Genomic DNA, 25,659 nt, shown 5'->3' with positions numbered 1-25,659 from the left:
CGTTTAAAATGTTTGATGAAGAAGTGCTGAAAGCACTGCAGCTTCAGTACATAGCACCTGATGATGTGGTACTAAGCCCGAAGCTGCTTAAGCATTAAACGATAAAAATACAAGCCACCATATCCCGGACAACTTTCACATCATCATGTCCGACCTGTAGGAGTTAGTCTTGCAAGTCGATCTCCCAGAGGTCTGTTTGCTGTACCCGGTTTATGGAGTTTCTTATAAATTCATATTTATTTTAGCACGTAATGGCGCAAATGTGATGAAAAATTTCTTTAAATCAGTACGTTTTTTAATGGTACGTGGGATTTAGTCTTGCATACAGGGTTCAGTTTTGGAATTCACGAAAAAACCAGAGTTGGTGGAAATTGTAGTAAGTCTGCACCAACTCCGGTTTATACAGTTATCCGCCTGCGGCCTGCAAAAGCGTAAAGTTATACACCTATTCCATGCCGCCTTTTGGCCGGATCATCAGCCGGCGTCCCTTGCGCTGGTAGAAGTAAGCATGGCTGCTTAATACCTCCTCCGGCTCTACCTGTGTCTCATTGATTTCGTTCACCATCTCGTCCATCTCATCCGGGTCCAGTCCTCTGGACTCAGGGACAATAATGACCTCGTGGACACTGCTCGGAAGGATATAGTAATCCTCCTTCAGCATATCGCCGATCATTTCGAGCACATGTGGATATATCATACATGCCGCGCCATAATTTCTTGCAGAGTTTGTAAGTACATACATAACATCTTTTTTATTTTTCCGGGATTCCCGAAGAAGATTCTCCGCCTCGCGGTCCTCGGTGACCTCCAGCATTTCCGCGATTGCATGCTGCATTGTAAAAAATTCCGCGGGAAGTATTGTCTTTACATTTTTGACTGCCTCAGTGAAAAGCTCATCTCTCGAAATCCCCCATTTCTCCAGATGGTCATTACTTATTTGAATAGAGGCTGTCCCCTTTTTATCCAGGTCTAAAAGTACATAAAAGACAATCGCCAGGTCCAGCACGTCGACATACGGCACCTTTTTAAGGAGGGCCTTATTTTTCATCTTATGGACAAGCTTGAACACAATCTTGTTCCTGATTTCTGAGTAATCCTCAAACTGCGCAGAATCCCAGATTTGCTCTTCCCCCACTGATTCATAGAATGCCATGATCTCCCCGATCAGTTTTTCCATAGATTCCCCTCTTTGAAACCTGACAAAAAAGCCTTCGAGATAAATTGTAGGGGCTGTATTACTCCCTGTCCGTTCAATCATGACTCCCTTTTTCTCTTTGCCGTTATTCTTAACAGCAGTATAAACACTTGCCTTTACCCCCTCCTTTAGTCTTTTATTCAATTCTTTTTCAACAGCGTATAAAAATTCCTGATATCCCATATATCTCCTCTCTAATATTATACGCTCATCATAAAAGTTGTGAAAACGGCACGACCCGTGCCTTGATAAATGGATCTGAAACAAATTATGTAAATAGATTATATCCGATTCCCGCCAAAAACACAATCCTTTTTTCTGCCAAGATTTGTTGCATTATGTAACCAGTTTCATGGGGCGTACTTTCCAATGAAACTAATAAAGACCTGCATGGATACAAACTCTATCCATGCAGGCCTATTCTTTCATTCCATGCTCTTATACACGTGACAGGTACTCCCCTGTTCTTGTATCGATCTTCAGTACGTCTCCCTGCTCTACGAACAGCGGAACATAAACGACTGCCCCGGTCTCAACTGTAGCCGGCTTTGTAGCTCCCTGAGCTGTATCACCCTTGAATCCAGGCTCTGTCTCTGTAATAGCAAGCTCTACGAACAGAGGCGGCTCTACGGAAAATACATTGCCGTTATGGGAACAGATCTTAACTACTTCGTTCTCTTTTACAAACTTCAGAGCATCTCCAACTACTTCTGTATTCAGTGCGATCTGGTCATATGTCTCCACATCCATGAAGTTATATAAGTCTCCGTCCTGATAAAGGTACTGCATGTCCTTTCTCTCGATACGTGCCTGTTCAAACTTCTCCTGAGGTCTGAATGTTCTTTCTACAGCACCCCCGTTGATTATATTTTTCATTTTTGTTCTGACAAAAGCTGCACCTTTACCTGGTTTTACATGCTGGAACTCTAAAATCTGGTAAATATTTCCGTCAATTTCAACTGTTAAACCATTCTTAAAATCTCCTGCTGAAATCATTGTAATCCTCCTTCAATTGCGCAATTCATGCACTTACCTAATTTACACTGTTTATAATTTTATAATAGTTTCCTATATTTTTCAACCTTTTTTTACTTAGATGCTGTCTTCTTTTGCTTCTTTTTATAAAAATGCAGCACAATCCGCTCTAAATAACGCTTTAAAACGATCTGGATCTCTTCTTTCGGATGGATCGGCTTCACTAGGATATTCCTGATCCCGGTTCTTTTCGCACCCCATACATCCGTAAAAAGCTGGTCCCCTACGAAAATCGTATTCGAACAATCTGTCCCCATGATTTCCATTGCTTTTTTGTAATTCTTCGTGGAAGGCTTGTGCGCATTATAAATATAGTTCGTCTGAATCTCTTCATTGAACATCTTCACACGTGCCTCCTGATTGTTGGATATCAGGCAGGATGAAAAACCGATATCCTTCAGGCGCGCAAATAATTTCTTTGCACGTTCATCCGCAGGCGCGCCATGCGGTACAAGGGTATTATCAATATCAAATATAACGCCTCTCATACCTTCCTCATATAATTTTTCAAAAGGGATGACGTATGTAGACATCTTATAGTCATCAGGGAAAAATTTATCAAACATTACTCTGCATCCATCTCCATTAATTTAGAAATCAGTTCCTCGCACACCTGCAGCACAGTCTTATTATCCGTCTGAATAACAATGTCCGCAGCCGCCTCATATTTTTCACGGCGCTTTTCCATCAGCTCCGCAATATATTCCACGTTATTGTTGCCATTGAGAATCGGCCTCTCCTCACTGTCCTTAACACGCTCATATACGGTCTGCGGGCTTGCCGTCAGAAGTACGACCCTGCCGTTCTTCTTCATCTCCGCAACATTCTCCTCACGCAAAGCCGCACCGCCTCCGCATGAAATGATCGTGTTCTTCTTTGACTGCATCTCCACAAGCAGCTTTGTTTCCAGATCTCTGAAATATTCTTCTCCATATGTAGCAAAAATATCCGGAATACTCATCTCTTCCCGCTCTGAAATCACCTGGTCCATCTCCACAATCTTCATTGCAAACATGGTGCTTAAGTAATCCGATACCGTTGATTTGCCCGCACCCATAAAACCGATAAGGACAATATTATAAGAAAAGAGCTTTCTTGCCTGTATTCTCTTACTATTCCTGACAATTCTGCGAAATACATCATGAATCTCTTCCTGATACTTGTTTCCCTCCAGCTTTTCCTGAAGCCTTCTCTCCTGCTTATCTTCCTGAGCCGGCTGCAGGATCGGCATGCCATACTCTTCCTTATATGCCATGATCTTCTCAACTATCGCATTACGTTCCACCAGGGCGTCAATAATTTTATCATCGCATAATGCAAGCTGCTCACGGTACATCTCTAAATCGTTCATCTTCCACCGTCCACCTTTTATTTCTTTTTCAAACCAATACATCATATTATAGCAATTTTCCTATGGGTTAGCAAGAAAAAAAGGTATTCCCGATCAGAAACTCAATCAGAAATACCTTTTCCTTATTTACCAGCTTTACTGCGTTCCTGAGCGGCTCTCACGTCTCCTTTAAAAAGCTCCCAGGCCTTCTCGTCCTCTACAAAATATTTCGGACATATCTTTCCCGTCACGTCATAATGTCGTATCACATCGTCCTCGGTCAGCCCGAACTTGTCACAAAGCCACGCTGTTAACTGTACCAGAGACTTATAAGTCTGGTCTGTAAACTTTCCACTCTCATCCGGATGGCAGCATTCAATGGAAACCGTATCGTGGTTCCTGCTGTTCGAGGCATAGGCGAGTTCCCATGTAGGAACACACTGTATAATCTCTCCGTCTATCCCTACCACAAAGTGGCTGCTCACAGACGTCTCATGGCTGTCCTTGAGCCCTTCAAAGTAATCCCTGTTATTCTGTGCCGTGCTTCCCGGATTCGCAGTATAGTGGATGACAATCCCCTTGATCGGGTCCGACTCAATCCCGGGTCTGGAGTATTCATTGACATCCAGGAGCTGGACATCGATATCCGGCTGGGACGCATCCACCTTAACGCCTGTATTCTCCCGGTTCCTGCTTCCTGCTGTACACGAGTAAATCCCCAGCACAATCGTTAAAATCACCAGAAATATAATTCCGCCATAAATACACAATGTCTTCTTATTCAAATTTAAATTCTTTATTGAAAATCTATATCTGCGCCTTCGTTTCTTCCTCATTAGTATACCCTCACCACATGATCTACGACTATTCTAGCACAGAAACAGAATATAAAATTGAATAATTCATGATTATTTTATTAATTTTTCTTCGCCACTATATCTGCATGCTTCTTTATACCGGTCAGAATGGGCCAAGTTTGATCCCTACCCCTACGCTGATGAATACCATACATACCGCCATGATTATGAGAAATAACGGGCCAAAGAAGCGGAGCCATTTTTTATAAGGTATCCCGGCGACCATCAGGATTGCTATCAGGGAACCGTTCGTGGGGTACAAAAAGTTAGAGAACCCGTCTCCAAACTGGCTTGCCAGACAAGCCACCTGGCGTGTAACATTTCCCATATCCGCCAATGGAACAATAATCGGGATCGTAATTGCTGCCTGCCCGCTCCCCGACGGTATTAAAAAGTTAATGATTGTCTGCATAACAAGCAGCAGGTTCGCAGTAATCAGGGAAGACTTCCCAACAACAAGCCTTGCCAGAAAAGCAATAATCGTATCCACCACCATCGCCTCCTCCAGAATATACAGGATAGCGCGTGCAAACAACATAACCATAGCAGCATAAAACAAATCTTTCATGCCCTCGCCCATCATGTCACATATCTCATTAAGCCCACTCCCGTATGCAAGCCCTGTTGCAAATGTCATTGCCACAAAGCATGCTGCCATCTGCGGAAAATCAAAACCCATCCTGACTGTACCGAAAAGCAAAAACGCAAAAACTGCTAAAAATGCAATTCCGGCACGGATTAATGCAGGGGTAAAGGTCACTGCTTCCTCTTTAATCGCTGTGTATTTTGTATTCATTCCATTCATCAGGCTTTTAGACGGGTCCTTCTTAATCTTTTTTGCATACCGCATCAGATAAAGATAACAGATAAACAATATCACCCCGAAACAGACAGCCCGGTATCCAAGTGCCGAATAAATCGGGAGCTCCGCCAGTTTATGTGCGATAGCAGTAAACAGCGGATTTGTCATCGCCGCCCCGAAACCGGCGCATGCGGCAAGCATGACAATCCCAGCCCCGACTACCACATCATATCCGAGTGCAAGTACAAGGGGGACGATCATGGGAATAATCACTACGCTAAGTTCCCACATACTTGTAAATGCCACCTGTGTCCCGATTGCAAGCATAAGAATAAATGCAATGACATAAAAACTCGTATGCTTGAGCTTATGCGCGAGAGCTTTTATCGCAGTTTCAAGCAGGCCGATACGCTTTACAACACCAAAGGCCCCTCCTGCAAAAAACAGCATCGCCATTAAACTGGCTGCATTGTTAAAGCCTTGGTAAAAAGATAAGAAAAAATCTGAAATACCTACATAGTGTTTATCTACATATTGGAAGCTATCCGGGTCGACTACCATCCTTCCGTCTACGGAAAGCCTTTCATACATTCCACTTGGAATAATGTTGGAAAAAATAGTTGCAATTACCAAGATAATAAGTAGTGCAAAGAAAGGATTTACCTCTGTATGTTTCTTTGTTGCCCGAGCAAAAAAACGTTTCATCATTTCTCCCCCCATCTTTATCAGGATTTTTTATGCTTCATAATCTGCCCCATAAGATTCAGCATTGTCATTGCGGCAACACGGGGAGTCACTCCGGCAGGGTCATACTGCGGTGCAACCTCTACCAAATCAAATCCGACAATTTCCCCCATGCTGCAGACTCCTGCCAGCAATTCTGCTACTTCATCATAATATAAGCCGCCCGGTGACGGTGATCCAACTCCCGGAGCAATTGAAATGTCATAACCGTCAATGTCCAGCGAAATAAAATATTTCTCTGCCTTCGGTACTTTTTTCAGCACTTCCTGCATCCCTGTTCTGTGTACTTCTTTTGCCGGAACCACAATACTTCCATATTTTTCCGCATCTTCAAAATCTGTCCGTTTACTTGACCCGAGTCCTCTCATCCCGATCTGTATCATCGGGCCAATATGATCCATCTCCGAAAGTCTTCTCATAGGGCTTCCATTTCCATAATATTGCGGACCCACATGGTCAGTCCAGTCTAAATGTGCATCAATATGCACGATACAGATTTCACTGCCAAGGCACGACAGCGCACGCCCCACAGGAATTGTAATGGAATGGTCCCCTCCCATGATTGCCGGAACCACACCTTTTTCCAATATTTTTCTCACAGATTCTTCAATACTTTTAAAAGAATATTCGATATCCCCATGCAGCACATCTGCATCACCGCAGTCAACCACCCTGATCGGTGCCGCCAATAGCTGTTCCTGTGTTTCAGGATCATAAAACCCTGCATCACCGCGCGCATAATGTGTAGATACCTCCCTGATTCGTCTGGGTCCGAGACGGGCCCCGGATAAAAATCCAACCCCAAGGTCATAGGGAACACCAAGCACTGCGATGTCCGCATCCAGTTCCTCCAGATCTGTGCAAATAGGGTACTTTGCAAATGAACAGATTCCAGTGATAGGTTGATTTAATTTTTTCATTTCGTATCCTCCTTTTTTATATTCAGTATACAATTCTAATTATTTTTGGTATATAATTAAAAAAAGGTAAACATAATCCAAAACATAAAAAAAGAAAGAATACATAATTAAAAACCTTATTTAAAAAGGAGATAAAGATGGACAAAACAGATTACAAAATTTTGAAGATTTTACAGCAAAATGCCCGAACCTCGATCAAACAAATTAGCCAGCAGGTAAACCTGTCCGCCCCCTCAGTCACAGAGCGTATACGCCGTCTGGAAGAATCAGGTGTCATTCAAGGGTACCACGCCCGTATAAACCCTGCCAAGCTCTCCAAAAGCCTGACCGTCTTTATTGCCGTAGACGTTATACCCATGAAATATGCAGCATTCAGCAGTTTCTGCAGTTCCTGCCCGCAGATTCTGGAGCATCACAGAGTGGTCGGTATACATAATGCAATGCTGTTGGCAGCACTTCACGAATCTTCCGAATTAGAACACCTGATTGACCAGTTGAAAAGATATGGAACCACAAGTACATCTATCATATTATCAACCTTATTCGCCAACAAACCAATTGATATCGATAAAAACAGTTAGACAAACAGAAAAAGTGAGGAAACAAGACTGGATTTAAGCGTCTTCCTTTTCCTCACTTTTTATTTAATATTGAGTTATTATTAATTATTCAGTCTTACTGACAGCTCTCTTATTCATCCACGCTGTAGTTTGGTGCTTCCTTTGTGATATGAATATCATGCGGATGGCTTTCCTTCAGTGAAGCAGCGGAAATCTTAACGAACTGACCGTTCTCCTTCAAATCTTCGATGGTAGCTGTTCCACAGTATCCCATGCCGGAACGAAGTCCGCCCATCAGCTGGAACACAGTGTCTTCTACTGTTCCCTTGTAAGCAACACGTCCTTCCACACCCTCCGGAACAAGCTTCTTCGCATCAGCCTGGAAGTATCTGTCTTTGCTTCCGTTCTCCATTGCAGAGATGGAACCCATGCCGCGGTATACTTTATATTTCCTTCCCTGGAATAATTCGAATGTTCCCGGGCTCTCGTCGCATCCCGCAAAGATACTTCCCATCATACATACATTTGCACCGGCTGCGATTGCCTTTGTCATATCCCCTGAATATTTGATACCGCCGTCTGCTATAACCGGGATACCATATTCTTTCGCGGCCTCATAGCAGTTCATAACCGCTGTAACCTGCGGCACACCAATTCCTGCTACGACACGTGTTGTACAGATGGAACCTGGTCCTATTCCTACCTTAACAGCATCTACACCAGCCTCTATCAGAGCCTTTGCTGCCGCACCTGTAGCCACATTTCCTGCAATCACCTGAAGGTCTGGATATTTTTCTTTTACCATGCGTACGGTGCGCAGAACATTTGCAGAATGTCCGTGTGCAGAATCCATAACGACAACATCCACTTTCGCGCGTACAAGTGCCTCGACCCTCTCCAGACAGTTTGCTGTAATTCCGATTGCGGCTCCACAGAGCAGGCGGCCCTGTTCGTCCTTCGCTGATAACGGGTATTTGATCTGCTTTTCGATATCCTTAATGGTGATCAGACCCTTCAAGTTTCCTTCTGCATCTACTATAGGAAGTTTTTCTTTCCTTGCCTTTGCAAGAATCTTCTTAGCCTCCTCCAGTGTGATTCCTTCCCTTGCAGTAATCAGACCTTCGGAAGTCATTGACTCTTTAATCTTTTTAGAAAAATCTTCTTCGAATTTTAAATCACGGTTTGTGATGATCCCGACCAGTTTCTTTCCCTCTGTGATCGGTACCCCGGATATCCTGAACTTAGCCATAAGATCATTCGCATCCTCAAGAGTATGCTCAGGTGACAGATAAAAAGGATCCGTAATGACCCCGTTTTCAGATCTCTTTACCTTATCAACTTCTTCTGCCTGCTCCTCAATAGACATGTTTTTATGAATAATACCGATCCCGCCCTGACGAGCCATAGCGATAGCCATACGGTGCTCCGTAACTGTATCCATGCCCGCACTCATCATCGGGATATTCAGCCGTATTTTCTTCGTAAGATTTGTAGACAAATCCACCTGGTTTGGAATCACCTCTGAATATGCAGGTACTAAAAGTACATCATCAAAAGTAATACCCTCTCCAATAATTTTACCCATGATTTAACATCCTCCATTTTCCTCTAATAGTATTAACGTATAGGTAACTATTCATAATTCTGAATTGTTACGATATTTTAACTGATATAGTACAAAAATAAAGCCGAGTTGTCAAGGCATTCCTTCTCATAAGAGTAAAATTAATCTTGATTTATTTTAACTCCTATTATAAACCTCTGCTTATAAATCGCATACAGTTATAAAAAATGAGTATATCCAAAAACCAGTATAACAAACAACCCGCCGGACCACAAGTCCTGCGGGTTGTTTCATATTCCGGCCCCTGTCTGATTGAAGGGCTTATTACATCATTCCCATTCCACCTGCACCGCCTGCTGGCATTGCCGGTGTATCTTCTTTAATAGTAGAAACTACAGATTCTGTTGTCAGTAAGGTAGAAGCTACGCTTGTTGCGTTCTGTAATGCACTTCTTGTTACCTTAGCCGGGTCCAGAATTCCTTCTTTTACCATATCAACATATTCTTCTTTGTAAGCATCGAATCCAATTCCACACTCTGATTCTTTTACTTTGTTGATGATGACAGCGCCTTCCAGACCTGCATTTGTTGCAATGTGGTACAGTGGTGATTCCAGAGCTTTCAGAACTACCTTGGCACCTGTCTTCTCATCCCCGTCAAGAGTCTCAGCAAGGGCTGCAACCTCTTTTGCTGCGTGGATATATGCGGATCCGCCTCCTGCAATGATTCCTTCTTCTACAGCCGCTCTTGTAGCGTTCAGGGCATCTTCCATACGAAGCTTCGCTTCTTTCATCTCTGTCTCAGTTGCAGCTCCTACACGGATAACTGCTACACCGCCAGCAAGTTTGGCAAGTCTTTCCTGTAATTTCTCTTTATCGAAATCAGATGTTGTCTCTTCAATACCTTTTTTGATCTGTGCAACTCTGTCTTCAATTGCTTTCTTATCTCCGCAGCCATCAACGATAACTGTGTTTTCCTTCTGAACCTTAACAGATTTTGCACGTCCAAGCTGATCCATTGTAGCTTCTTTCAGGTCCATTCCAAGTTCATCGGAAATCACCTGTCCGCCTGTCAGGATTGCGATATCCTGCAGCATTTCTTTTCTTCTGTCACCATATCCAGGTGCTTTTACAGCTACTACATTGAATGTTCCGCGCAGTTTGTTCACGATCAGAGTCGTCAGGGCCTCTCCTTCGATATCTTCAGCGATAATCAGAAGTCTTGCTCCTGACTGGACGATCTGCTCTAACAGAGGCAGGATATCCTGAATGTTAGAAATCTTCTTGTCTGTGATCAGAATATATGGATCTTCCAGATTAGCTTCCATCTTCTCCATGTCTGTAGCCATATATGCGGAAATATATCCACGGTCGAACTGCATACCTTCTACAAGATCAAGCTCTGTCAGCATTGTCTTGGATTCTTCGATTGTGATAACTCCATCGTTAGAAACCTTATCCATAGCATCGGCTACCATCTGGCCTACGGAATCATCCCCTGAAGATACGGCTGCAACTCTTGCGATCTGCTCTTTATCTTTCACTTTGCTGCTCATCTTTGCGATTGCTTCAACTGCAACATCTGTTGCTTTCTTCATACCTTTACGAAGAACGATCGGGTTAGCGCCTGCTTCAAGATTCTTCATTCCTTCATGAACCATAGCCTGTGCAAGTACTGTAGCTGTTGTTGTTCCGTCACCTGCTACATCATTTGTTTTGGAAGCTACTTCTTTAATCAGCTGTGCCCCCATATTTTCAAATCCGTCTTCCAGTTCGATCTCTTTCGCAATTGTTACACCGTCATTTGTGATAAGCGGTGCTCCGAATGATTTGTCAAGTACGACGTTTCTTCCTTTTGGTCCTAATGTTACTCTTACTGTATCAGCCAGCTGGTTAACGCCTCTTTCCAATGCTGCTCTGGCTTCTGATCCGTATTTAATTTCCTTTGCCATGTCTGTCACTCCTCTTTCTTTTCTTCTATTCTTTTACTGAAATCTTCTTTTCTGGTTATTCTCTGTCCGCTTCCGGTTCGTATACCGCCGCTAAAGCGGCCCGGGATATTCTATGCTTCTACGATTGCAAGGATATCGCTCTGCTTAACAATGATATATTCCTCTTTGTCGAGTTCTACATCTGTTCCTGCATATTTGGAATAGATTACTTTATCCCCAACCTTAACCTGCATCGTCACTTCTTTTCCATCTATATTTCCACCAGGACCCACTGCGATAACTTCTGCCTCCTGTGGCTTTTCTTTAGCCTGGCCCGGCAGGACGATACCTGATTTTGTTGTCTCTTCTGCTTCTACCTGTTTTAATACAATCTTGTCACCCAATGGTACTAATTTCATAGTAATTCCTCCTTGTTTTTCGTTTTATTAGCACTCATTTCTTTTGAGTGCTAACCTCATGAATATAAAATAGCACTCTGTTTCCATTTTGTCAACAGAGTTTCTAATTTTTTATATTTAGTTTATAAACATAAAAATCTTATGTTACCAGTTTTACTTTCTTTTTACAGGGCGTTTCACACCGGATACATTGTAGAATCCATTTTTAATCTTAAACACGATCATATCACCGTGCTCGCATTGATAGCGCTCTTTTACGACTCCCGTACAGTAAAGCAGTTCTTTCTTTGTGGAAATGTAACACTGATACTTGGCATCCAGTGAAATAGCTGTCAGCTGGTCTTCCTTCAGCAGCAAGTATATGTAGTCTTCCTCCAAATCATACTTAAAAACCTGACAATGATGTGATGTATCATCAAAAATACCGTCTGCTGAAATCACACTCTCCATCTGCAAATCTACCGGGTTTCCTTCATACATTATATTATGCCTCCTGTTCTTTTATTAATCTGGAAACAGAAAGGGCATCAGCTGCCTGATACCCTTTCGATTATCCCATCCACTGATAAGAATAAACTTTTATAAACGTTCTTTTTTAATCTTTTCCAATTCTGTAAAAACATAATCATTGAGCACCTTGATATAGGTTCCCTTCATCCCGGAAGAACGTGACTCAATGACTCCTGCACTTTCAAATTTGCGAAGTGCATTTACAATCACGGACCTTGTGATTCCCACACGGTCTGCGATCTTACTGGCAACAAGAATTCCTTCTGTTCCATCTAATTCTTCAAAAATATGAATAATTGCTTCAAGTTCGGAGAATGAGAGTGTGCTTATTGCAGACTGTACAATATGCTCTTTTCTTGTCTCTTCCGCGCTCTCTTCATTCACAGAGCGGAGCATCTCAAGTCCCACCACTGCTGTTCCATACTCACTCAGGATAATATCGTCAATTTCATAGACAGAGTTCTGCTTATAAATAAACAGGGTCCCTAGTCTCTCACCTGCAATGTCGATCGGTGTAATAATTGCCTGATAACCTTTAACGCTGTCTGCCGAAAATCCCAGTGTCTCCAGATTCACATTCTCTTTCGTGGACAGGATGTTTAAAAGCCGTTCATTCAGCATTTCATCAATATGGGATCCCACAGACTCCGTAATCAGTTCTTTGATCCCGTCTACTTCTAAACACTTACTGACCCCCAGGATCTTTCCTTTCTTACTTACTACAAGCACATTGGAATTCAAAATCTCCGTAAGGACGGCACATATATCATTGAAAACCACCTTACTGGAATTATTGTTATGCAGTAACTTATTAATCTTTCTCGTTTTATCCAATAACTGTACGCTCATAAATTTCCTCCAATTCTAATTGTATATACAAATCTTCCCAATTTCCTCGATATAGATATGTTATCATACAACTTTCGAATTATCAACGTAATTTATCTAATTCTTTTCTATAATTCTAATTCTTTTTCAAATTTCGGACATAACCGCATTTTTCATCCGCACAAACTAGCTTATTCCCCTTTTCAACCATATAGTTTCCACATTCCGGACACTTCTCTTTCGATGGTTTCTGCCAGGACATGAATTCACATTCCGGGTTGTTTTCACAGCCATAATACTTTCTTCCCTTTTTCGTCTTGCGGATTACTACATCTTTTCCGCAGAGCGGGCACAAAACACCAATCTTCTCAAGATACGGCTTCGTATTCCTGCAGTCCGGGAATCCAGGGCAGGCAAGGAACTTCCCGTGGGGGCCATATTTAATGACCATGTTGCGTCCACAGTCTTCACAGATTACGTCGGTCACTTCGTCCTCTATCTTAACGCTCTCCAGCTCTTTCTCTGCGATCTTCACGGCTTCGTCCAAATCGGGATAGAAATTCCGGATAACTTCCTTCCAGGCCACCTTTCCCTCTTCCACCATATCTAGCAGGCCTTCCATGTTAGCCGTAAAGTTTTCATCCACGATGCTCGGGAAAGACTGTTTCATGATGTTGTTTACGACTTCACCGATTTCCGTAATATATAAATTCTTAGCTTCTTTTGTCACATAGCGGCGCCCGAGAATTGTTGAAATTGTAGGCGCGTAAGTACTTGGACGTCCAATCCCCAGTTCTTCCAGTGTCTTTACAAGCGTTGCCTCCGTAAAATGCGCCGGCGGCTGTGTAAAATGCTGCTTTGTATCAAAGCTGTCTTTTTTCAGCTCTGTCTCCATGCTCAGGCCGTTAACCAGAACATTGCTTTCTTCCTTTTCTTCATCCGCCTCGGTGTAAACACTGCGGAATCCGTCAAATACAACCTTGGAGGTTGACACTGTAAAACGGTAATCACCAGCCCCGATTTTAACGGAAATTGTCTCATATTTTGCCGGTTTCATCCTGCTGGCCGCAAACCGTTTCCAGATCAGCTGGTAGAGGCGGAACTGGTCTCTGGAAAGAGATTCTTTTAATGATGCCGGTGTCCTGCTGATATCGGTCGGACGGATAGCTTCATGGGCATCCTGAATCTTCTTCTCCGTCTTTTTTGCGGCTGTGGAAGCTGCCACATACTCTTTTCCGTATATTTCTTCAATATACTGCCTTGCATTTGCGTCCGCTTCTTCTGAAATTCTTGTAGAGTCTGTACGAAGATATGTGATCACGCCGACCGTGCCATTTCCTTTGATGTCGATTCCTTCGTACAGCTGCTGTGCGATACGCATCGTTTTCTGTGTACCAAAGTTCAACACCTTCGCAGCTTCCTGCTGAAGTGTACTCGTCGTAAACGGAAGCGGGGCTTTACGGATTCGTTCCCCTTTCTTCACATCTGTCACTTTATATTCTTCATTCTCAATCGCTTCCACAATCTGGTCCAATTCCGCCTTGGAACTGATTGTGATCTTCTGCTTTTCCGTGCCATAGAACTTTGCCGTCAATGGCCGCTTCTCACCTTTTACTTTCAGAATCGCATCCAGAGACCAGTACTCCTGCGGGATAAATGCATCTATCTCAGATTCTCTGTCCGCGATCAGGCGCAGAGCCACAGACTGCACACGTCCCGCGCTCAGTCCCCTCTTCACCTTCGCCCACAGGACCGGGCTGATCCGGTATCCTACCATTCTGTCCAGAATACGGCGTGCCTGCTGTGCATCCACCAGATTCATGTCTATGTCTCTCGGTGACTTTAAAGATGCTTTTACCGCATTCTTCGTAATCTCATTGAACGTGATACGGCGCATTTTCTTGTCATCCAGCTTCAGTGCTGTTGCCAGATGCCAGGATATTGCCTCCCCCTCGCGGTCAGGGTCAGTCGCAAGATAAACTTTGTCGGCCTTTTTCGCCTCTTTGCGCAGGTTTGCAAGGATGTCTCCCTTTCCCCGAATTGTGATGTACTTCGGATCATAGTCGTGCTCCACATCAATTCCCAGCTGGCTCTTCGGCAGATCCCTGACATGACCGTTCGACGCTGCAACTGAATAGCTGCTTCCCAGAAATTTCTTAATTGTCTTCACTTTTGCGGGTGACTCCACAATAACCAGATAATGTGCCATAAAAATTCTTTCCTCCACCTGTCCCGGTTTTTTGTATATGCCCGGACACATTTATTATTTCAATTTAATGTAATAATTCTTAGATACTTCTCTGACATATCCCTTAAGCTCCAGTGAAACAAGCACCTCTACCACCTCATTTGCACTAAGTGCAGTTTCCTCAATCAGCGAACTTACATTTCTGGGATACAAATCAAGTCGACTATACACCATATTTTCCGTAGTTTCAAGCACTTTTTTATTTTTGTCTATTTTTACCGTATCCGGAAACCCGCATATTCCAAGCTCCTCGAGCAGTATTTCCGGTGTAATCAAAATGCCCGCGCCCTGCCTGATGAGCTGGTTGCACCCCTGGCTCAGACTGCTGTTAACCGGTCCTGGAAGGGCATAAATGTCTTTCCCCTGCTCCAGTGCCATGTCCGCCGTAATCAGGGACCCGCTCTTCTCTCTCGCCTCCATCACAAGCACAACATCTGATAATCCACTAATGATACGGTTGCGTCTGGGAAAATTCTGGGGTACGGGCGGTGTCCCGGGTAAAAATTCTGACAGAACGCCGCCTCCCTGTTCCAGAATATCAGCATACAGGCCTCTGTTTTCTTTTGGGTAACAAATATCCACGCCGCAGCCGAGCACGGAAAAGGTCTTTCCCTTCCCCATCAGAGCGCCTCTCTGTCCGATGCCGTCAATTCCCCTTGCAAGTCCGCTGATTATGCTTATCCCGCACTGTGCCAGTTTTTCTCCGTATTCTAAAGCATACTTTTCCCCATATGGAGTACACTTTCTGGCTCCCACGATGGCAATAGCTTTTCGGTCCTCTGGAGGCAGGTTTCCCTTCACATAAAGGGCATAAGGCGGAGAAGGGATTTCCAGAAGCTTTTTGGGAAATTCTTCCGAGAAATGAGGCAGAAACCGTATATTTTTTCGCCTCAGCTCCTGAAAATCTTCCTCAAGATTCCGCGATTTCTGTGCCTGCATAATTGTATTGACATCATCCCTGTTTAAGAACTCATGCGTCATTAATTTTGTTTCTTCTATATAAAATATATCCTTCCCCGTACCAATCTTTTTTCTCAGCAGCATCTTTTTCTTATCAGACAATTTAGGGATTGCTGCCAGCCAGTACTCGTACATCATAGAATCACCTCCCCCAGTACTTTTTATCCATCGTCCGGTAGCCAATGGCTTCTTTTATGTGCTTTTCCTCTATTTTTTCAGAGCCTTCCAGATCGGCAATTGTCCGTGAAACCTTCAGAATCTTATGATAAGTCCTTGCCGTCAGCCTGAGTGCGGAATATGCCTGTTCCATTAGTTTACTTTCCTGCCTGCCCAGCCTGCAGTATGTATCCAGTTCCTTTACCTCAAGCAGCGCATTGGAAGTAATCGTTGTTCCCACATAACGCCTGTTCTGAATCTCCCTTGCCCGGCATACCCTCTCTCTGATTTCGGCAGAACTCTCCTGTTTCTTCCGGTTCTTCAGAGACTCATACTTCACCTTCGGGGCCTCTGCACATATATCAATCCGGTCCAGAAACGGCTGGCTGATCTTCCCCAGATAGTGCTGGATCTGCCCCGGGGTGCAGGTACACCTCTCGATATCAGGATAACACCCGCACGGACAGGGATTCATGGCGGAGACAAGCATAAAATTAGCCGGGAAAATATAGCTGCCGTGTGACCTCGATATCCGGATCCGGTGTTCTTCCAGAGGCTGTCTTAAAACCTCCAGCACCGATTTTTGAAATTCCGGCAGTTCATCCAAAAACAGAACCCCGCCGTGGGCCAGACTGATCTCCCCCGGGACGGGCATCAGCCCTCCCCCGATTAAGGCCGCCCTTGTAGCCGTGTGGTGTACACTGCGGAAGGGGCGCTGTCTGATCAGGGGTGCTTCATTTTCTACCAGACCCATGATGCTGTATATTTTCGTGATCTCCATGCTCTCTTCCATTGTAAGTGGAGGCAGGATGCCCGGTATACGCTTCGCAGCCATTGATTTCCCGCTCCCGGGCGGCCCTACGAGGAGCAGGTTGTGTCCGCCCGCAACCGCAACCTCGACAGCTCTTTTCACCGACTCCTGTCCCTGGATATCGCTGTAATCAGGCAGTTCTTCTTTCTTACTTCCTCCACCTCTTTCAGGGTATGGCTGTGCTTCCAGATGAAGCTGCCCGGCCAGATAACAGAAGACTTCCTCTAGATTCTTTACCCCGACTACCGACATTCCCTCCGCAAGCGCACCTTCCGCCGCATTGTCTTTTGGCACAATACACGAGCGGATTCCAGCACTGCGCGCTTCCAGTACAATGGGCAGGATTCCCGGTACCTTCTGTACAGAGCCATCAAGCCCCAATTCCCCTATCAGAAGCATTCCCTCTGTGCTTTCCTGCGGGAGCTCTCCCAGCGAAATCAGGATGGAAACCGCTATCGGCAGGTCAAACGCTGCCCCTCTTTTTCGCATCGTCGCGGGAGACAGATTAATCACTGTCTTTCTGGCCGGATAGTCCAGCCCGGAATTCCGGATTGCCGTACGCACCCGCTCAGCCGCCTCCTTCACCTCTGATGACAGATAACCAACCATATGAAACGCCGGAAGTCCATTGCTGACATCCGCCTCCACATGTACAAACTCTACTTTCAGCCCCTGAATAGAGGCCGACAAAACCGTGCTGAAACTCATCCGCACACTCCTCTCTTCTTTTCTATAAATCATTCCATGAAACACGGCCGAACCGGCCTGATGATTGATCTGCTGTACCGGAAAAAGAAATTTCCGGAACTGTATGATTATCATATCCCGCCATTGTAAAACTGTCAATTTTATATTTGTTAAATTTTCCCATGATTCCTAAAAAAAGCATAAACTTTCTTATCTGTCTCCTCTTCTTCCATCGGATATAGTATACTGGTAATATAGAAAATTCAAGGAGGTTTCACTATGGAGAAACAGCAGTATGTATGCCCCAAATGCGGCAATAACCACTATGAAAGCGATCAGTTTCAGGCAACCGGCGGGAACTTTGCCAAAGTCTTCGATGTACAAAACAAGAAGTTTCTGACAATTTCCTGTACACGCTGCGGATATACAGAATTATACAAACGTCAGAACTCCGACGGATGGGACGTTCTGGACTTCCTCATGGGATAACAGGCCCTTAAACCTTACAAAAAGAGCCCCCACCTGTCCTTATTTGTGGTGGAAAAGCACAATTTCAGCACTTCGCACATAGACTATATCAAATGTGCTTAGAGGTGCTGTTCTTGAAATCCTTTCCAAATCCCCTCACTCCTTCGGAAGAAAAATATTACATGCAAAAATATACAGAGGGTGACCTTCAGGCAAAACATGTCTTAATCGAACGAAATCTGCGGCTCGTTGCACATGTCATCAAAAAATATCAATATTTGGATGAAGACCCCGAAGATCTGATATCCATCGGAACAATCGGTTTGATTAAAGCGGTTGTAACATTCAATCCCGATAAGGGTAACCGTCTGGCTGCCTATGCATCGAAATGTGTCGAAAACGAAATCCTCATGTACCTGCGAGCCAAAAAGAAAACGAGCAAGGAGATTTCACTGTATGAGCCGATCGGTACTGACCGGGAAGGCAATGAGATCAAGCTGTATGATATCATTGAGACAGAAGATGCAGATGTACCGGAGAAAATTCACCTGAAGGAAAATATACAGAAGCTATATGAAAAGGTAGAGAATGAGCTCTCTAACCGTGAACGGCTCGTTCTGAAAATGAGATATGGACTCTATAACGGGGAAGAATATACGCAGCGGGAGATTGCCAGACAGCTTGGAATCTCTCGCTCGTATGTGTCTCGGATTGAAAAAAGCGCAGTGGAGAAGCTGCGGGAATTTTTCTGACTGGGTTAGGCGCTTAAGAAGGCGTAACTGAAAAAGCAAGGAAAATTGAGGTATGTCCCTCTGTTTTCCTTGCTTTTTCAGCTGTACTGCTTATATTACTCCTGTCTTCTCAGGATATCGTATTTTTCGGCTTTCTGGTCCAGGCCTATATATAATACCTGTTTCGGATGTGGGGCGCTTTCTTGTTCTTCGCCCTCCTCTGTTACTATTTTCAGGACTTTTGTCTCTGTATTTTCACCGTCCGGCTTCATGATTTCTATTGTTTCGCCTACAGAAAATTTATTTCTCTGCTCGATCTGGTAAAGACCTTCCTTTTCTTCATTGATGATTCCCAGATACGTGTATTCCTTTACATAGGTATTACTGTCGTAGATCTGGGTCGTTTCATCGGGTTTCCCGTAGAAAAAGCCTGTCGTAAACTGGCGGTAGGTACAGTTTGATATCTGCTCCAGATACCAGGGCATGTTTTTCTCGTATAATGCGGGGTCCTTCTGGTAGTCGTCTATTGCTTTCCGGTAGGTCCTCGCAACTGTTGCCACATATAGCGCGGTTTTCATACGGCCTTCTATCTTCAGGCTATCAATACCGGATTCCAGCAGATCCGGAATATGCTCGATCATGCACAGGTCTTTCGAGTTGAAGATATAGGTTCCCCTCTCGTTTTCGTAGACAGGCATGTATTCTCCCGGCCTCGTCTCCTCTACCACGGAATATTTCCAGCGGCATGGGTGGGTGCAGGCCCCGTGGTTCGCATCCCTTCCTGTAAAGTAATTACTCAGCAGGCATCTTCCGGAATAGGAGATGCACATCGCGCCGTGTACAAATGTCTCGATTTCCAGTTCATCCGGAATATGGGCGCGGATCTCCCTTATTTCTTCCATCGAAAGCTCCCTCGCCGTAACGACACGGCTGGCTCCCTGTCTGTACCAGAAATTGTACGTTCCATAGTTGGTATTGTTTGCCTGTGTACTGATATGACGCTCAATCTCCGGACATACTTCTTTAGCGATATCAAATACTCCGGGATCGGCTATGATCAAAGCATCCGGTTTGATCTCCTTTAGTTCTTCAAAATATTCACGCACGCCTTCGAGATCATCGTTATGGGCCAGTATATTGGCTGTTACATAGACCTTCACATCATGTTCGTGGGCAAATGCAATCCCCTCTTTCATATCTTCCATCGAAAAATTCTTTGCCTTGGCACGAAGCCCGAATGCCTCTCCGCCAATATAAACCGCGTCGGCACCGAATATCACTGCTGTTTTTAATACCTCCAGGCTGCTTGCCGGGATTAATAACTCAGGATGTCTAGCCATCTTCTTTCCCCTTTTTCCTTATTTCGCATCTTTTATGCTCTGCTTCTTCACACTGACAGCCACTCCGTCACCCAAAGGCAGGATTGATGTTACAAGCATTTCATGATGCTTCAGTTCATAGAGATACTCCCGCATCCGGCTGTGGATCGTCCGGTTCCTTCTCTCCACGGCAAAGCGTGACTCGATGATGTCACCGTCCTGAAGTACATTGTCAGACACAAGTGTGCCCCCTTCCTTCAGAAGCCTCATCACCTCAGGGAGATAATGAATGTACTGTCCCTTCGCGGCATCCATAAAAATAAAGTCATAGCATCCGGCTAAGTCCTTCATCACCTCAAATGCATCGCCTTCTATCAGCGTGATCTGTGATTCCCTGCCCGCGCGTCTGAAATTCTCCCGGGCAATGGGGATCCTTTTTTCATAGTTTTCTATCGTGGTTATCTCACACCCGTCCGGGGCATTTTCGCTCATCAATAACGCAGAGAAACCTACGGCAGTCCCCACTTCGAGTATGCTCATAGGTTTTTGTATAGTTAAAAGCACCTTTAGAAAGCTTTGCATTTCTTTTCGTATGATTGGTACGTACGAATCCAACGCTTCCCTTTCTATCGCTTCCAATATTTCACTATTCTCTGTCTCTAAAGAATTGATGAATGTAATCATACGTTCATCTACTATCATATCTTACACATCCACATCCATGATAATCGGAATAATCATCGGTCTTCTCTTAGTCTTCTTCCAGATATAGTCGTTCATTGTATCGCGGATGACAAGCTTGATCTTATTCCAGTCTGCATGCTTATTCTGCAGGCAGCGGTCCAGTCCGTCTGACACTACCTGGCGGGCTTCTTCCATCAGCCCTTCTGACTCACGCACATAGACGAAACCGCGGGATACGATGTCCGGTCCTGCAAGCAGGCGGTTCGTCCCCTTTTCCAGTGTCAGGACAACGATCAGAATACCGTCCTCAGCCAGATGCTGTCTGTCCCTCAGGACGATATTGCCAACGTCACCGACTCCGAGCCCGTCAACAAGAATTGCCCCTGTATGGACCTTATCTACTACTTTTGCTTCCTGTTCACTTAATTCCAGAACATCTCCTGACTGAATGATGAAGATATTGTCTTTCTCAATTCCAAGTGAGGCTGCAATTGCCGCATTTGCCTTTAAGTGCCTGTATTCGCCGTGGACCGGGATCGCATACTTCGGTCTTACGAGGGAATAAATCAGTTTCAGTTCCTCCTGGCAGGCATGCCCTGATACATGTGCATCCTGGAAAATCACATTAGCGCCCTTGGCTGACAGCTCATTGATAACCTTGGAAACTGACTTTTCATTTCCCGGGATCGGATTCGAACTGAATATAATCGTATCGTTTGGCTGGATTGTAACCTTGCGGTGTACGTCAGCCGCCATTCTGGAGAGTGCCGCCATAGACTCGCCCTGACTTCCCGTTGTAATCAGCACCATCTTCTCCGGCGGGTAATTCCGCATCTGGTCGATCTCAATCAGTGTGTTCTCCGGCACATTCAAATATCCTAACTCCGATGCCGTAGAGATGATATTTACCATGCTCCGTCCTTCTACGACAACCTTACGGCCGTATTTGTAGGCAGAGTTAATCACCTGCTGCACGCGGTCCACATTGGACGCGAACGTTGCAATTATAATACGGGTATTCTGGTGTTCCGCGAAAATGTGGTCGAAGGTAATCCCTACCGTCTTTTCAGACTGGGTAAATCCCTTTCTCTCCGCGTTCGTACTGTCTGACATCAGGGCCAGAACGCCTTTTTTCCCGATCTCTGCAAAACGCTGGAGATCAATGGAATCCCCAAATACCGGTGTGTAATCTACTTTAAAGTCCCCTGTATGCACTACAATTCCTGCCGGTGAATAAATCGCCAGGGCAGATGCATCCTGAATACTGTGGTTTGTCTTGATAAATTCAATCCTGAATTTGCCAAGGTTGATAGACTGTCCGTGGCGAACGACTTTACGCTTCGTCCCCCGCAGAAGATTATGCTCTTTCAGCTTGTTTTCAATAATTCCCATTGTCAGCTTAGTCGTATAAATTGGAAGGTTGATTTCCTTCAATACATACGGCAGGGCCCCAATATGGTCCTCATGACCGTGGGTAATGACAAATCCTTTTACTTTATCGATATTATCCTTCAGATATGTGACATCCGGGATTACAAGGTCAATTCCCAGCATATCATCGGCCGGGAATGCCAGTCCACAGTCTACCACAATAATACTGTCCTCAAATTCAAAGGCAGTAATGTTCATTCCAATTTGTTCCAGACCTCCCAGTGGGATGATCCGAAGCTTTCCATTATTCTCTTTTTTCAAAAATTTTACACCTCCATGTGTTTTATGTACCTACTTCCGCGCATGAAAAAAACAGCATACCTCCGCCTGCATTCATTGCACTTTTCTTAATTATGTAATGACTTCATAAACGGATTATTTGCTCTTACTGAGGCATTCTTTACATTGTCCGTAAAATTTCAGTTCATGGTCCAGTACATGGAACCCGGTGTCCTCTTCAATGTGACGTTCCAGTTCTTCCAGAAGGTCATCTTCAAAAGGCAGCACCTTTCCACATGTCCTGCATATTAAATGATGATGGTTATGTTTTGTATCACCTTCAAATAAATGTCCGATCTCATACCTTACGCATCCATCATCCAGATTAATACGGTCCACCAACTGCATTTCAAGAAGCAGCTGCAAAGTACGATAGACGGTGGCAAGTCCGATATCCGGATAGTCTTCCCTGATCAGCTCGTAAATGTCCTCGGCCGCCATATGGCTGCCGCTGTTCGCTGCCAGCGCCTGCAAAACGAGCAGTCTCTGCTGCGTTACTTTTAGACCTTTTTCTCTTAACTTAACTTTGAGCAGTTCCTGCACTTTTTCCTCTTTCATCGTCATACTCCACTTCACTTGCAGTAAGTAAATCTATTGTAAATGTCTTTTAGACTTTACATTTCAATGTCAACGTCCTCCAGCAGTTCTTCGAAAACCTTGGATACTGCCAGAAGCTCTGTGTCGTCCTCCACGACTTCGTATACGCTCTCTGTATCTTCCTGAGAGCTCGTGTCCTTCAAAATCAGGCATTCCGCGTCGTCTTCTTCGGAGTCTGTAACAAGTATGTATACGGCTCCGTTAATCTTTGTCTGTTCCAGCACAAAAAAATCTACTGTTTCACTCGTATCTTCAAAGGTAAATTTAATCTTTTCCATACAAATATCCCCTTATTTCTGCAGCCTAAACGTTTCCTGACAAACCCTTTTTATCAATCGTCCTGCCGCGCGTCACTCTCTCTTTTTATATAGACAGAGTCAAGGTATCCCTGCAGAATAAATACTGCAGCAATCTTGTCGATATACTTCTTCCGGTTCTCCCGCCTTACATTACTTTCAATTAAAGTCCGCTCCGCCTCCACGGTTGTCAGCCTCTCGTCCCACATAATGACTTCGAGCCCTGTCCGCCGCACAAGCATATCCCTGAACTCTAAAGATTTCTCCGCACGTTCCCCTATGTCGTTATTCATATGTTTCGGAAAACCAAGCACGATCTTCCCAACCTCGTATTCGGAAACCAGCTCCTCAATACGTGCCAGAGTACGTCTTAACTTGTTTTCCTCTTTTCTTTGAATTGTTTCAATCCCCTGGGCCGTAAGTCCGAGTGCATCACTGATTGCAACCCCGACAGTCTTTGTCCCATAGTCAAGCCCCATAATCCGCATATTCATTATTCCCATGAATTGTGTTTGATATACGCTTTTAACAATTCTTCTACCAATTCATCTCTTTCTACCTTCATCACAAGGCTTCTTGCTCCATTGTAGCTTGTGATATAGGTCGGATCTCCTGACATGATATAACCGACGATCTGGTTCACCGGATTATATCCCTTTTCTTTCAGTGCCTTGAATACGATCTCCAGAATATCTTTTGCAGAAATCTGCGGACCCGGCTCTACCTGAAAGAATTGAGTATTGCTTAAATCGCTCATTTCTTTTCCTCCATTTTGTGTTTTTCACTATTTTGTGTTATTAGTATCGTAAATCTGACGATCATGCCAGATACCCTACTTACAATTCTAATATAAACATTGTCAAAATTCAATGAATAATTTGTAAATCATTTTCAATTTCAACTTTTACGATACAATTCTGAAGATTTTCATTCCTGTCTAGTGCAATTTTCATATACTCTTTTGTATGACCTACCTGCACTTTTTTCCCGTTTACCTCTGCTTCTTCCTCAACGAGCACCTCGACTTCCCTGCCAAGGAAGCTTTCTTCAAATCTGCGTCTGTTTTCCTCATTCAGTTTCAGCAGGATATCACTCCTAACGGCCTTAACCTGCTCCGGAACCTGATTCTCCATGACGGCGGCCTTTGTCCCGTGGCGTTTCGAATATTTGAAAATATGTGTCTCATAAAAACCTACTTTTTCCACAAAAGCTTTTGATTCCCCGAATTCTTCCTCTGTTTCTCCCGGAAAACCAACGATCACATCTGTCGTCAGCGCAGGCTGCCCGAAATACTTCCGCAGAAGCATGCATTTTTCATAATATTCAGCACTCGTATACCGGCGGTTCATCCGCTTCAGTGTCTGGTCACATCCGCTCTGCAGGGAAAGGTGGAAATGTGGGCACATTTTCTCCAGAGAGGCGATTGACTGTGCGAATTCCTCTGTAATAATCCTCGGTTCCAGAGAACCAAGGCGGATTCTTTTGATTCCTTCCACCTCATGGACAGCCTGAATCAGGGACAGCAGGTCTTCTTTTTCTTCGAAATCAACCCCATAGGAGCTCAGATGAATACCCGTTAGCACGACTTCCAGACAGCCATGATCCGCCAGACGCCTCACTTCATCGACCACATCTTCCTTCCTGCGGCTTCTGACGCGCCCCCTTGCATAGGGGATGATGCAGTAAGAACAGAACTGGTTGCACCCGTCCTGCACCTTGATATAGGCCCTCGTATGCTCCCCTGTCCGGGATACCTTAAGTGCTTCATATTCCTTTGTATGGTTAATATCAATGACTTCCTTCGTTTCCCCTGGCTTTGACTCAGCTATTTTAGATTCATTTTGCTTCTTCCAGTGTTCCTCAAGAATCGCAATCAGATCCTGCTTCTTATTGTTGCCTATAACAATATCAATACACGGATCGGTCTCCTGTTTTTCCTCCTGCGCCTGTACATAGCATCCGGCTGCAACTACAACGGCATCGGGATTCAATTTTCTTGCCCGGTGCAGCATCTGCCTTGATTTACGGTCGGCGATATTCGTTACCGTACAGGTATTGATGATATAAATATCCGCCCCTTCCTTAAACGGCACGATCTCATACCCCGCTTTTTCCAGCATTTCCTGCATCGCTTCTGTCTCATAAGCGTTAACTTTGCACCCTAAATTGTGCAGTGCGGCTTTTTTCATAAAATTTATTCTCCTATTTCCTTGTTTTTCCTCTTTGTTTCTTGACTTTTAAACGCGCATCTCGTAGAATATACATGAGGCGAAAAGCCTGACACATGTATATTGAAGGA

26 protein-coding genes are annotated in these 25,659 nt (G+C 44.4%); 3 read left to right on the top strand and 23 right to left on the bottom strand.

All coding sequences use genetic code 11. From position 1 onward, the window contains the following. Positions 1-445: 445 nt before the first annotated feature. The 7 genes from A8806_RS20615 to speB form a co-directional block, all read right to left on the bottom strand. Positions 446-1,378, bottom strand: coding sequence for a DUF5688 family protein (locus tag A8806_RS20615; protein ID WP_109733047.1), 933 nt, complete (start codon positions 1,376-1,378; stop codon positions 446-448). Positions 1,379-1,633: 255 nt separating this feature from the next. Further along, positions 1,634-2,191: an elongation factor P gene (efp, locus tag A8806_RS20610; protein WP_109733046.1), complete on the bottom strand. Its 558-nt coding sequence runs from the start codon at positions 2,189-2,191 to the stop codon at positions 1,634-1,636. A 92-nt stretch (positions 2,192-2,283) separates the two neighbouring features. Next, entirely contained in the window at positions 2,284-2,796 is a 513-nt protein-coding gene (locus A8806_RS20605; RefSeq protein WP_109733045.1) for a YqeG family HAD IIIA-type phosphatase, read from the bottom strand. Further along, the gene (locus A8806_RS20600) at positions 2,796-3,581 is read right to left on the bottom strand and encodes a shikimate kinase (protein WP_109733064.1); all 786 of its coding nucleotides are present in this window, start codon (positions 3,579-3,581) and stop codon (positions 2,796-2,798) included. The genes A8806_RS20605 and A8806_RS20600 overlap by 1 nt, the downstream gene beginning before the upstream one ends. A gap of 122 nt (positions 3,582-3,703) precedes the next feature. Beyond that, positions 3,704-4,396, bottom strand: coding sequence for a peptidoglycan recognition protein family protein (locus A8806_RS20595; RefSeq protein ID WP_109733044.1), 693 nt, complete (start codon positions 4,394-4,396; stop codon positions 3,704-3,706). A gap of 124 nt (positions 4,397-4,520) precedes the next feature. After that, positions 4,521-5,927, bottom strand: coding sequence for a YfcC family protein (locus A8806_RS20590; protein WP_181368810.1), 1,407 nt, complete (start codon positions 5,925-5,927; stop codon positions 4,521-4,523). Between the two features lie 17 nt (positions 5,928-5,944). Next, the gene (gene speB / locus A8806_RS20585; RefSeq protein ID WP_109733042.1) at positions 5,945-6,883 is read right to left on the bottom strand and encodes an agmatinase; all 939 of its coding nucleotides are present in this window, start codon (positions 6,881-6,883) and stop codon (positions 5,945-5,947) included. Between the two features lie 137 nt (positions 6,884-7,020). Between speB and A8806_RS20580 the strand changes: the two genes are divergently transcribed. Then, complete coding sequence (locus A8806_RS20580; protein ID WP_109733041.1) at positions 7,021-7,464, top strand: Lrp/AsnC family transcriptional regulator; 444 nt, start codon at positions 7,021-7,023, stop codon at positions 7,462-7,464. Between the two features lie 109 nt (positions 7,465-7,573). On the opposite strand, the gene guaB is transcribed toward A8806_RS20580, so the two are convergent. The 8 genes from guaB to A8806_RS20540 all read right to left on the bottom strand — a co-directional run bounded on the left by guaB (position 7,574) and on the right by A8806_RS20540 (position 17,576). Next, complete coding sequence (gene guaB / locus A8806_RS20575; RefSeq protein ID WP_109733040.1) at positions 7,574-9,028, bottom strand: IMP dehydrogenase; 1,455 nt, start codon at positions 9,026-9,028, stop codon at positions 7,574-7,576. A gap of 303 nt (positions 9,029-9,331) precedes the next feature. Then, positions 9,332-10,957: a chaperonin GroEL gene (gene groL, locus A8806_RS20570; protein WP_109733039.1), complete on the bottom strand. Its 1,626-nt coding sequence runs from the start codon at positions 10,955-10,957 to the stop codon at positions 9,332-9,334. A gap of 110 nt (positions 10,958-11,067) precedes the next feature. After that, a complete protein-coding gene (locus A8806_RS20565) occupies positions 11,068-11,355 on the bottom strand; it encodes a co-chaperone GroES (protein ID WP_109733038.1) in 288 nt (95 codons plus the stop codon). A 153-nt stretch (positions 11,356-11,508) separates the two neighbouring features. Further along, positions 11,509-11,835, bottom strand: a complete 327-nt coding sequence (locus A8806_RS20560) for a hypothetical protein (protein WP_109733037.1) — start codon at positions 11,833-11,835, stop codon at positions 11,509-11,511. 99 nt (positions 11,836-11,934) lie between these two features. Further along, entirely contained in the window at positions 11,935-12,714 is a 780-nt protein-coding gene (gene codY, locus A8806_RS20555) for a GTP-sensing pleiotropic transcriptional regulator CodY (RefSeq protein WP_109733036.1), read from the bottom strand. A gap of 115 nt (positions 12,715-12,829) precedes the next feature. After that, complete coding sequence (gene topA, locus A8806_RS20550; protein ID WP_109733063.1) at positions 12,830-14,902, bottom strand: type I DNA topoisomerase; 2,073 nt, start codon at positions 14,900-14,902, stop codon at positions 12,830-12,832. A gap of 54 nt (positions 14,903-14,956) precedes the next feature. Beyond that, positions 14,957-16,039 carry a DNA-processing protein DprA gene (gene dprA, locus A8806_RS20545; protein WP_109733035.1) on the bottom strand — a complete coding sequence of 361 codons (1,083 nt, stop codon included), beginning with the start codon at positions 16,037-16,039 and terminating at the stop codon, positions 14,957-14,959. Positions 16,040-16,043: 4 nt separating this feature from the next. Then, the gene (locus tag A8806_RS20540; RefSeq protein WP_109733034.1) at positions 16,044-17,576 is read right to left on the bottom strand and encodes a YifB family Mg chelatase-like AAA ATPase; all 1,533 of its coding nucleotides are present in this window, start codon (positions 17,574-17,576) and stop codon (positions 16,044-16,046) included. Positions 17,577-17,834: 258 nt separating this feature from the next. Between A8806_RS20540 and A8806_RS20535 the strand changes: the two genes are divergently transcribed. Beyond that, on the top strand, positions 17,835-18,044 hold the full coding sequence (locus A8806_RS20535; protein WP_109733033.1) for a zinc ribbon domain-containing protein: 210 nt from the start codon (positions 17,835-17,837) through the stop codon (positions 18,042-18,044). Between the two features lie 113 nt (positions 18,045-18,157). Beyond that, positions 18,158-18,775, top strand: coding sequence for an RNA polymerase sporulation sigma factor SigK (gene sigK, locus A8806_RS20530; RefSeq protein ID WP_109733032.1), 618 nt, complete (start codon positions 18,158-18,160; stop codon positions 18,773-18,775). Positions 18,776-18,870: 95 nt separating this feature from the next. Here the strand turns inward: sigK and A8806_RS20525 are convergent, their stop codons facing one another. From A8806_RS20525 to mtaB, 8 genes are all read right to left on the bottom strand, one after another. Then, positions 18,871-20,094, bottom strand: a complete 1,224-nt coding sequence (locus A8806_RS20525) for a peptidase U32 family protein (protein WP_109733031.1) — start codon at positions 20,092-20,094, stop codon at positions 18,871-18,873. An 18-nt stretch (positions 20,095-20,112) separates the two neighbouring features. After that, positions 20,113-20,775, bottom strand: a complete 663-nt coding sequence (locus tag A8806_RS20520) for an O-methyltransferase (RefSeq protein WP_109733030.1) — start codon at positions 20,773-20,775, stop codon at positions 20,113-20,115. Positions 20,776-20,778: 3 nt separating this feature from the next. Next, positions 20,779-22,449, bottom strand: a complete 1,671-nt coding sequence (locus A8806_RS20515) for a ribonuclease J (RefSeq protein ID WP_109733029.1) — start codon at positions 22,447-22,449, stop codon at positions 20,779-20,781. A 114-nt stretch (positions 22,450-22,563) separates the two neighbouring features. Beyond that, on the bottom strand, positions 22,564-23,031 hold the full coding sequence (locus A8806_RS20510; protein WP_109733028.1) for a Fur family transcriptional regulator: 468 nt from the start codon (positions 23,029-23,031) through the stop codon (positions 22,564-22,566). Positions 23,032-23,081: 50 nt separating this feature from the next. Then, complete coding sequence (locus A8806_RS20505) at positions 23,082-23,342, bottom strand: DUF1292 domain-containing protein (protein WP_109733027.1); 261 nt, start codon at positions 23,340-23,342, stop codon at positions 23,082-23,084. 53 nt (positions 23,343-23,395) lie between these two features. Then, the gene (gene ruvX / locus A8806_RS20500; protein WP_109733062.1) at positions 23,396-23,848 is read right to left on the bottom strand and encodes a Holliday junction resolvase RuvX; all 453 of its coding nucleotides are present in this window, start codon (positions 23,846-23,848) and stop codon (positions 23,396-23,398) included. A gap of 5 nt (positions 23,849-23,853) precedes the next feature. Next, entirely contained in the window at positions 23,854-24,117 is a 264-nt protein-coding gene (locus tag A8806_RS20495; RefSeq protein ID WP_109714067.1) for an IreB family regulatory phosphoprotein, read from the bottom strand. A 109-nt stretch (positions 24,118-24,226) separates the two neighbouring features. After that, positions 24,227-25,549, bottom strand: a complete 1,323-nt coding sequence (gene mtaB, locus A8806_RS20490; protein ID WP_109733026.1) for a tRNA (N(6)-L-threonylcarbamoyladenosine(37)-C(2))-methylthiotransferase MtaB — start codon at positions 25,547-25,549, stop codon at positions 24,227-24,229. Between the last annotated feature and the right edge of the window lie 110 nt (positions 25,550-25,659).

The organism is Faecalicatena orotica, assembly GCF_003149245.1.
Taxonomy (GTDB): domain Bacteria; phylum Bacillota; class Clostridia; order Lachnospirales; family Lachnospiraceae; genus Faecalicatena_A; species Faecalicatena_A orotica.
This window is presented reverse-complemented; position numbering and strand designations above follow the sequence as displayed.

What these genes read in the sequence shown, in the direction of transcription:
- A8806_RS20615 (WP_109733047.1), bottom strand. Translation starts at nt 1,378, where the DNA reads ATGGGATATCAGGAATTTTTATACGCTGTTGAAAAAGAATTGAATAAA.
- efp (WP_109733046.1), bottom strand. Translation starts at nt 2,191, where the DNA reads ATGATTTCAGCAGGAGATTTTAAGAATGGTTTAACAGTTGAAATTGAC.
- A8806_RS20605 (WP_109733045.1), bottom strand. Translation starts at nt 2,796, where the DNA reads ATGTTTGATAAATTTTTCCCTGATGACTATAAGATGTCTACATACGTC.
- A8806_RS20600 (WP_109733064.1), bottom strand. Translation starts at nt 3,581, where the DNA reads ATGAACGATTTAGAGATGTACCGTGAGCAGCTTGCATTATGCGATGAT.
- A8806_RS20595 (WP_109733044.1), bottom strand. Translation starts at nt 4,396, where the DNA reads ATGAGGAAGAAACGAAGGCGCAGATATAGATTTTCAATAAAGAATTTA.
- A8806_RS20590 (WP_181368810.1), bottom strand. Translation starts at nt 5,927, where the DNA reads ATGATGAAACGTTTTTTTGCTCGGGCAACAAAGAAACATACAGAGGTA.
- speB (WP_109733042.1), bottom strand. Translation starts at nt 6,883, where the DNA reads ATGAAAAAATTAAATCAACCTATCACTGGAATCTGTTCATTTGCAAAG.
- A8806_RS20580 (WP_109733041.1), top strand. Translation starts at nt 7,021, where the DNA reads ATGGACAAAACAGATTACAAAATTTTGAAGATTTTACAGCAAAATGCC.
- guaB (WP_109733040.1), bottom strand. Translation starts at nt 9,028, where the DNA reads ATGGGTAAAATTATTGGAGAGGGTATTACTTTTGATGATGTACTTTTA.
- groL (WP_109733039.1), bottom strand. Translation starts at nt 10,957, where the DNA reads ATGGCAAAGGAAATTAAATACGGATCAGAAGCCAGAGCAGCATTGGAA.
- A8806_RS20565 (WP_109733038.1), bottom strand. Translation starts at nt 11,355, where the DNA reads ATGAAATTAGTACCATTGGGTGACAAGATTGTATTAAAACAGGTAGAA.
- A8806_RS20560 (WP_109733037.1), bottom strand. Translation starts at nt 11,835, where the DNA reads ATGTATGAAGGAAACCCGGTAGATTTGCAGATGGAGAGTGTGATTTCA.
- codY (WP_109733036.1), bottom strand. Translation starts at nt 12,714, where the DNA reads ATGAGCGTACAGTTATTGGATAAAACGAGAAAGATTAATAAGTTACTG.
- topA (WP_109733063.1), bottom strand. Translation starts at nt 14,902, where the DNA reads ATGGCACATTATCTGGTTATTGTGGAGTCACCCGCAAAAGTGAAGACA.
- dprA (WP_109733035.1), bottom strand. Translation starts at nt 16,039, where the DNA reads ATGATGTACGAGTACTGGCTGGCAGCAATCCCTAAATTGTCTGATAAG.
- A8806_RS20540 (WP_109733034.1), bottom strand. Translation starts at nt 17,576, where the DNA reads ATGAGTTTCAGCACGGTTTTGTCGGCCTCTATTCAGGGGCTGAAAGTA.
- A8806_RS20535 (WP_109733033.1), top strand. Translation starts at nt 17,835, where the DNA reads ATGGAGAAACAGCAGTATGTATGCCCCAAATGCGGCAATAACCACTAT.
- A8806_RS20525 (WP_109733031.1), bottom strand. Translation starts at nt 20,094, where the DNA reads ATGGCTAGACATCCTGAGTTATTAATCCCGGCAAGCAGCCTGGAGGTA.
- A8806_RS20520 (WP_109733030.1), bottom strand. Translation starts at nt 20,775, where the DNA reads ATGATAGTAGATGAACGTATGATTACATTCATCAATTCTTTAGAGACA.
- A8806_RS20510 (WP_109733028.1), bottom strand. Translation starts at nt 23,031, where the DNA reads ATGACGATGAAAGAGGAAAAAGTGCAGGAACTGCTCAAAGTTAAGTTA.
- A8806_RS20505 (WP_109733027.1), bottom strand. Translation starts at nt 23,342, where the DNA reads ATGGAAAAGATTAAATTTACCTTTGAAGATACGAGTGAAACAGTAGAT.
- ruvX (WP_109733062.1), bottom strand. Translation starts at nt 23,848, where the DNA reads ATGCGGATTATGGGGCTTGACTATGGGACAAAGACTGTCGGGGTTGCA.
- A8806_RS20495 (WP_109714067.1), bottom strand. Translation starts at nt 24,117, where the DNA reads ATGAGCGATTTAAGCAATACTCAATTCTTTCAGGTAGAGCCGGGTCCG.
- mtaB (WP_109733026.1), bottom strand. Translation starts at nt 25,549, where the DNA reads ATGAAAAAAGCCGCACTGCACAATTTAGGGTGCAAAGTTAACGCTTAT.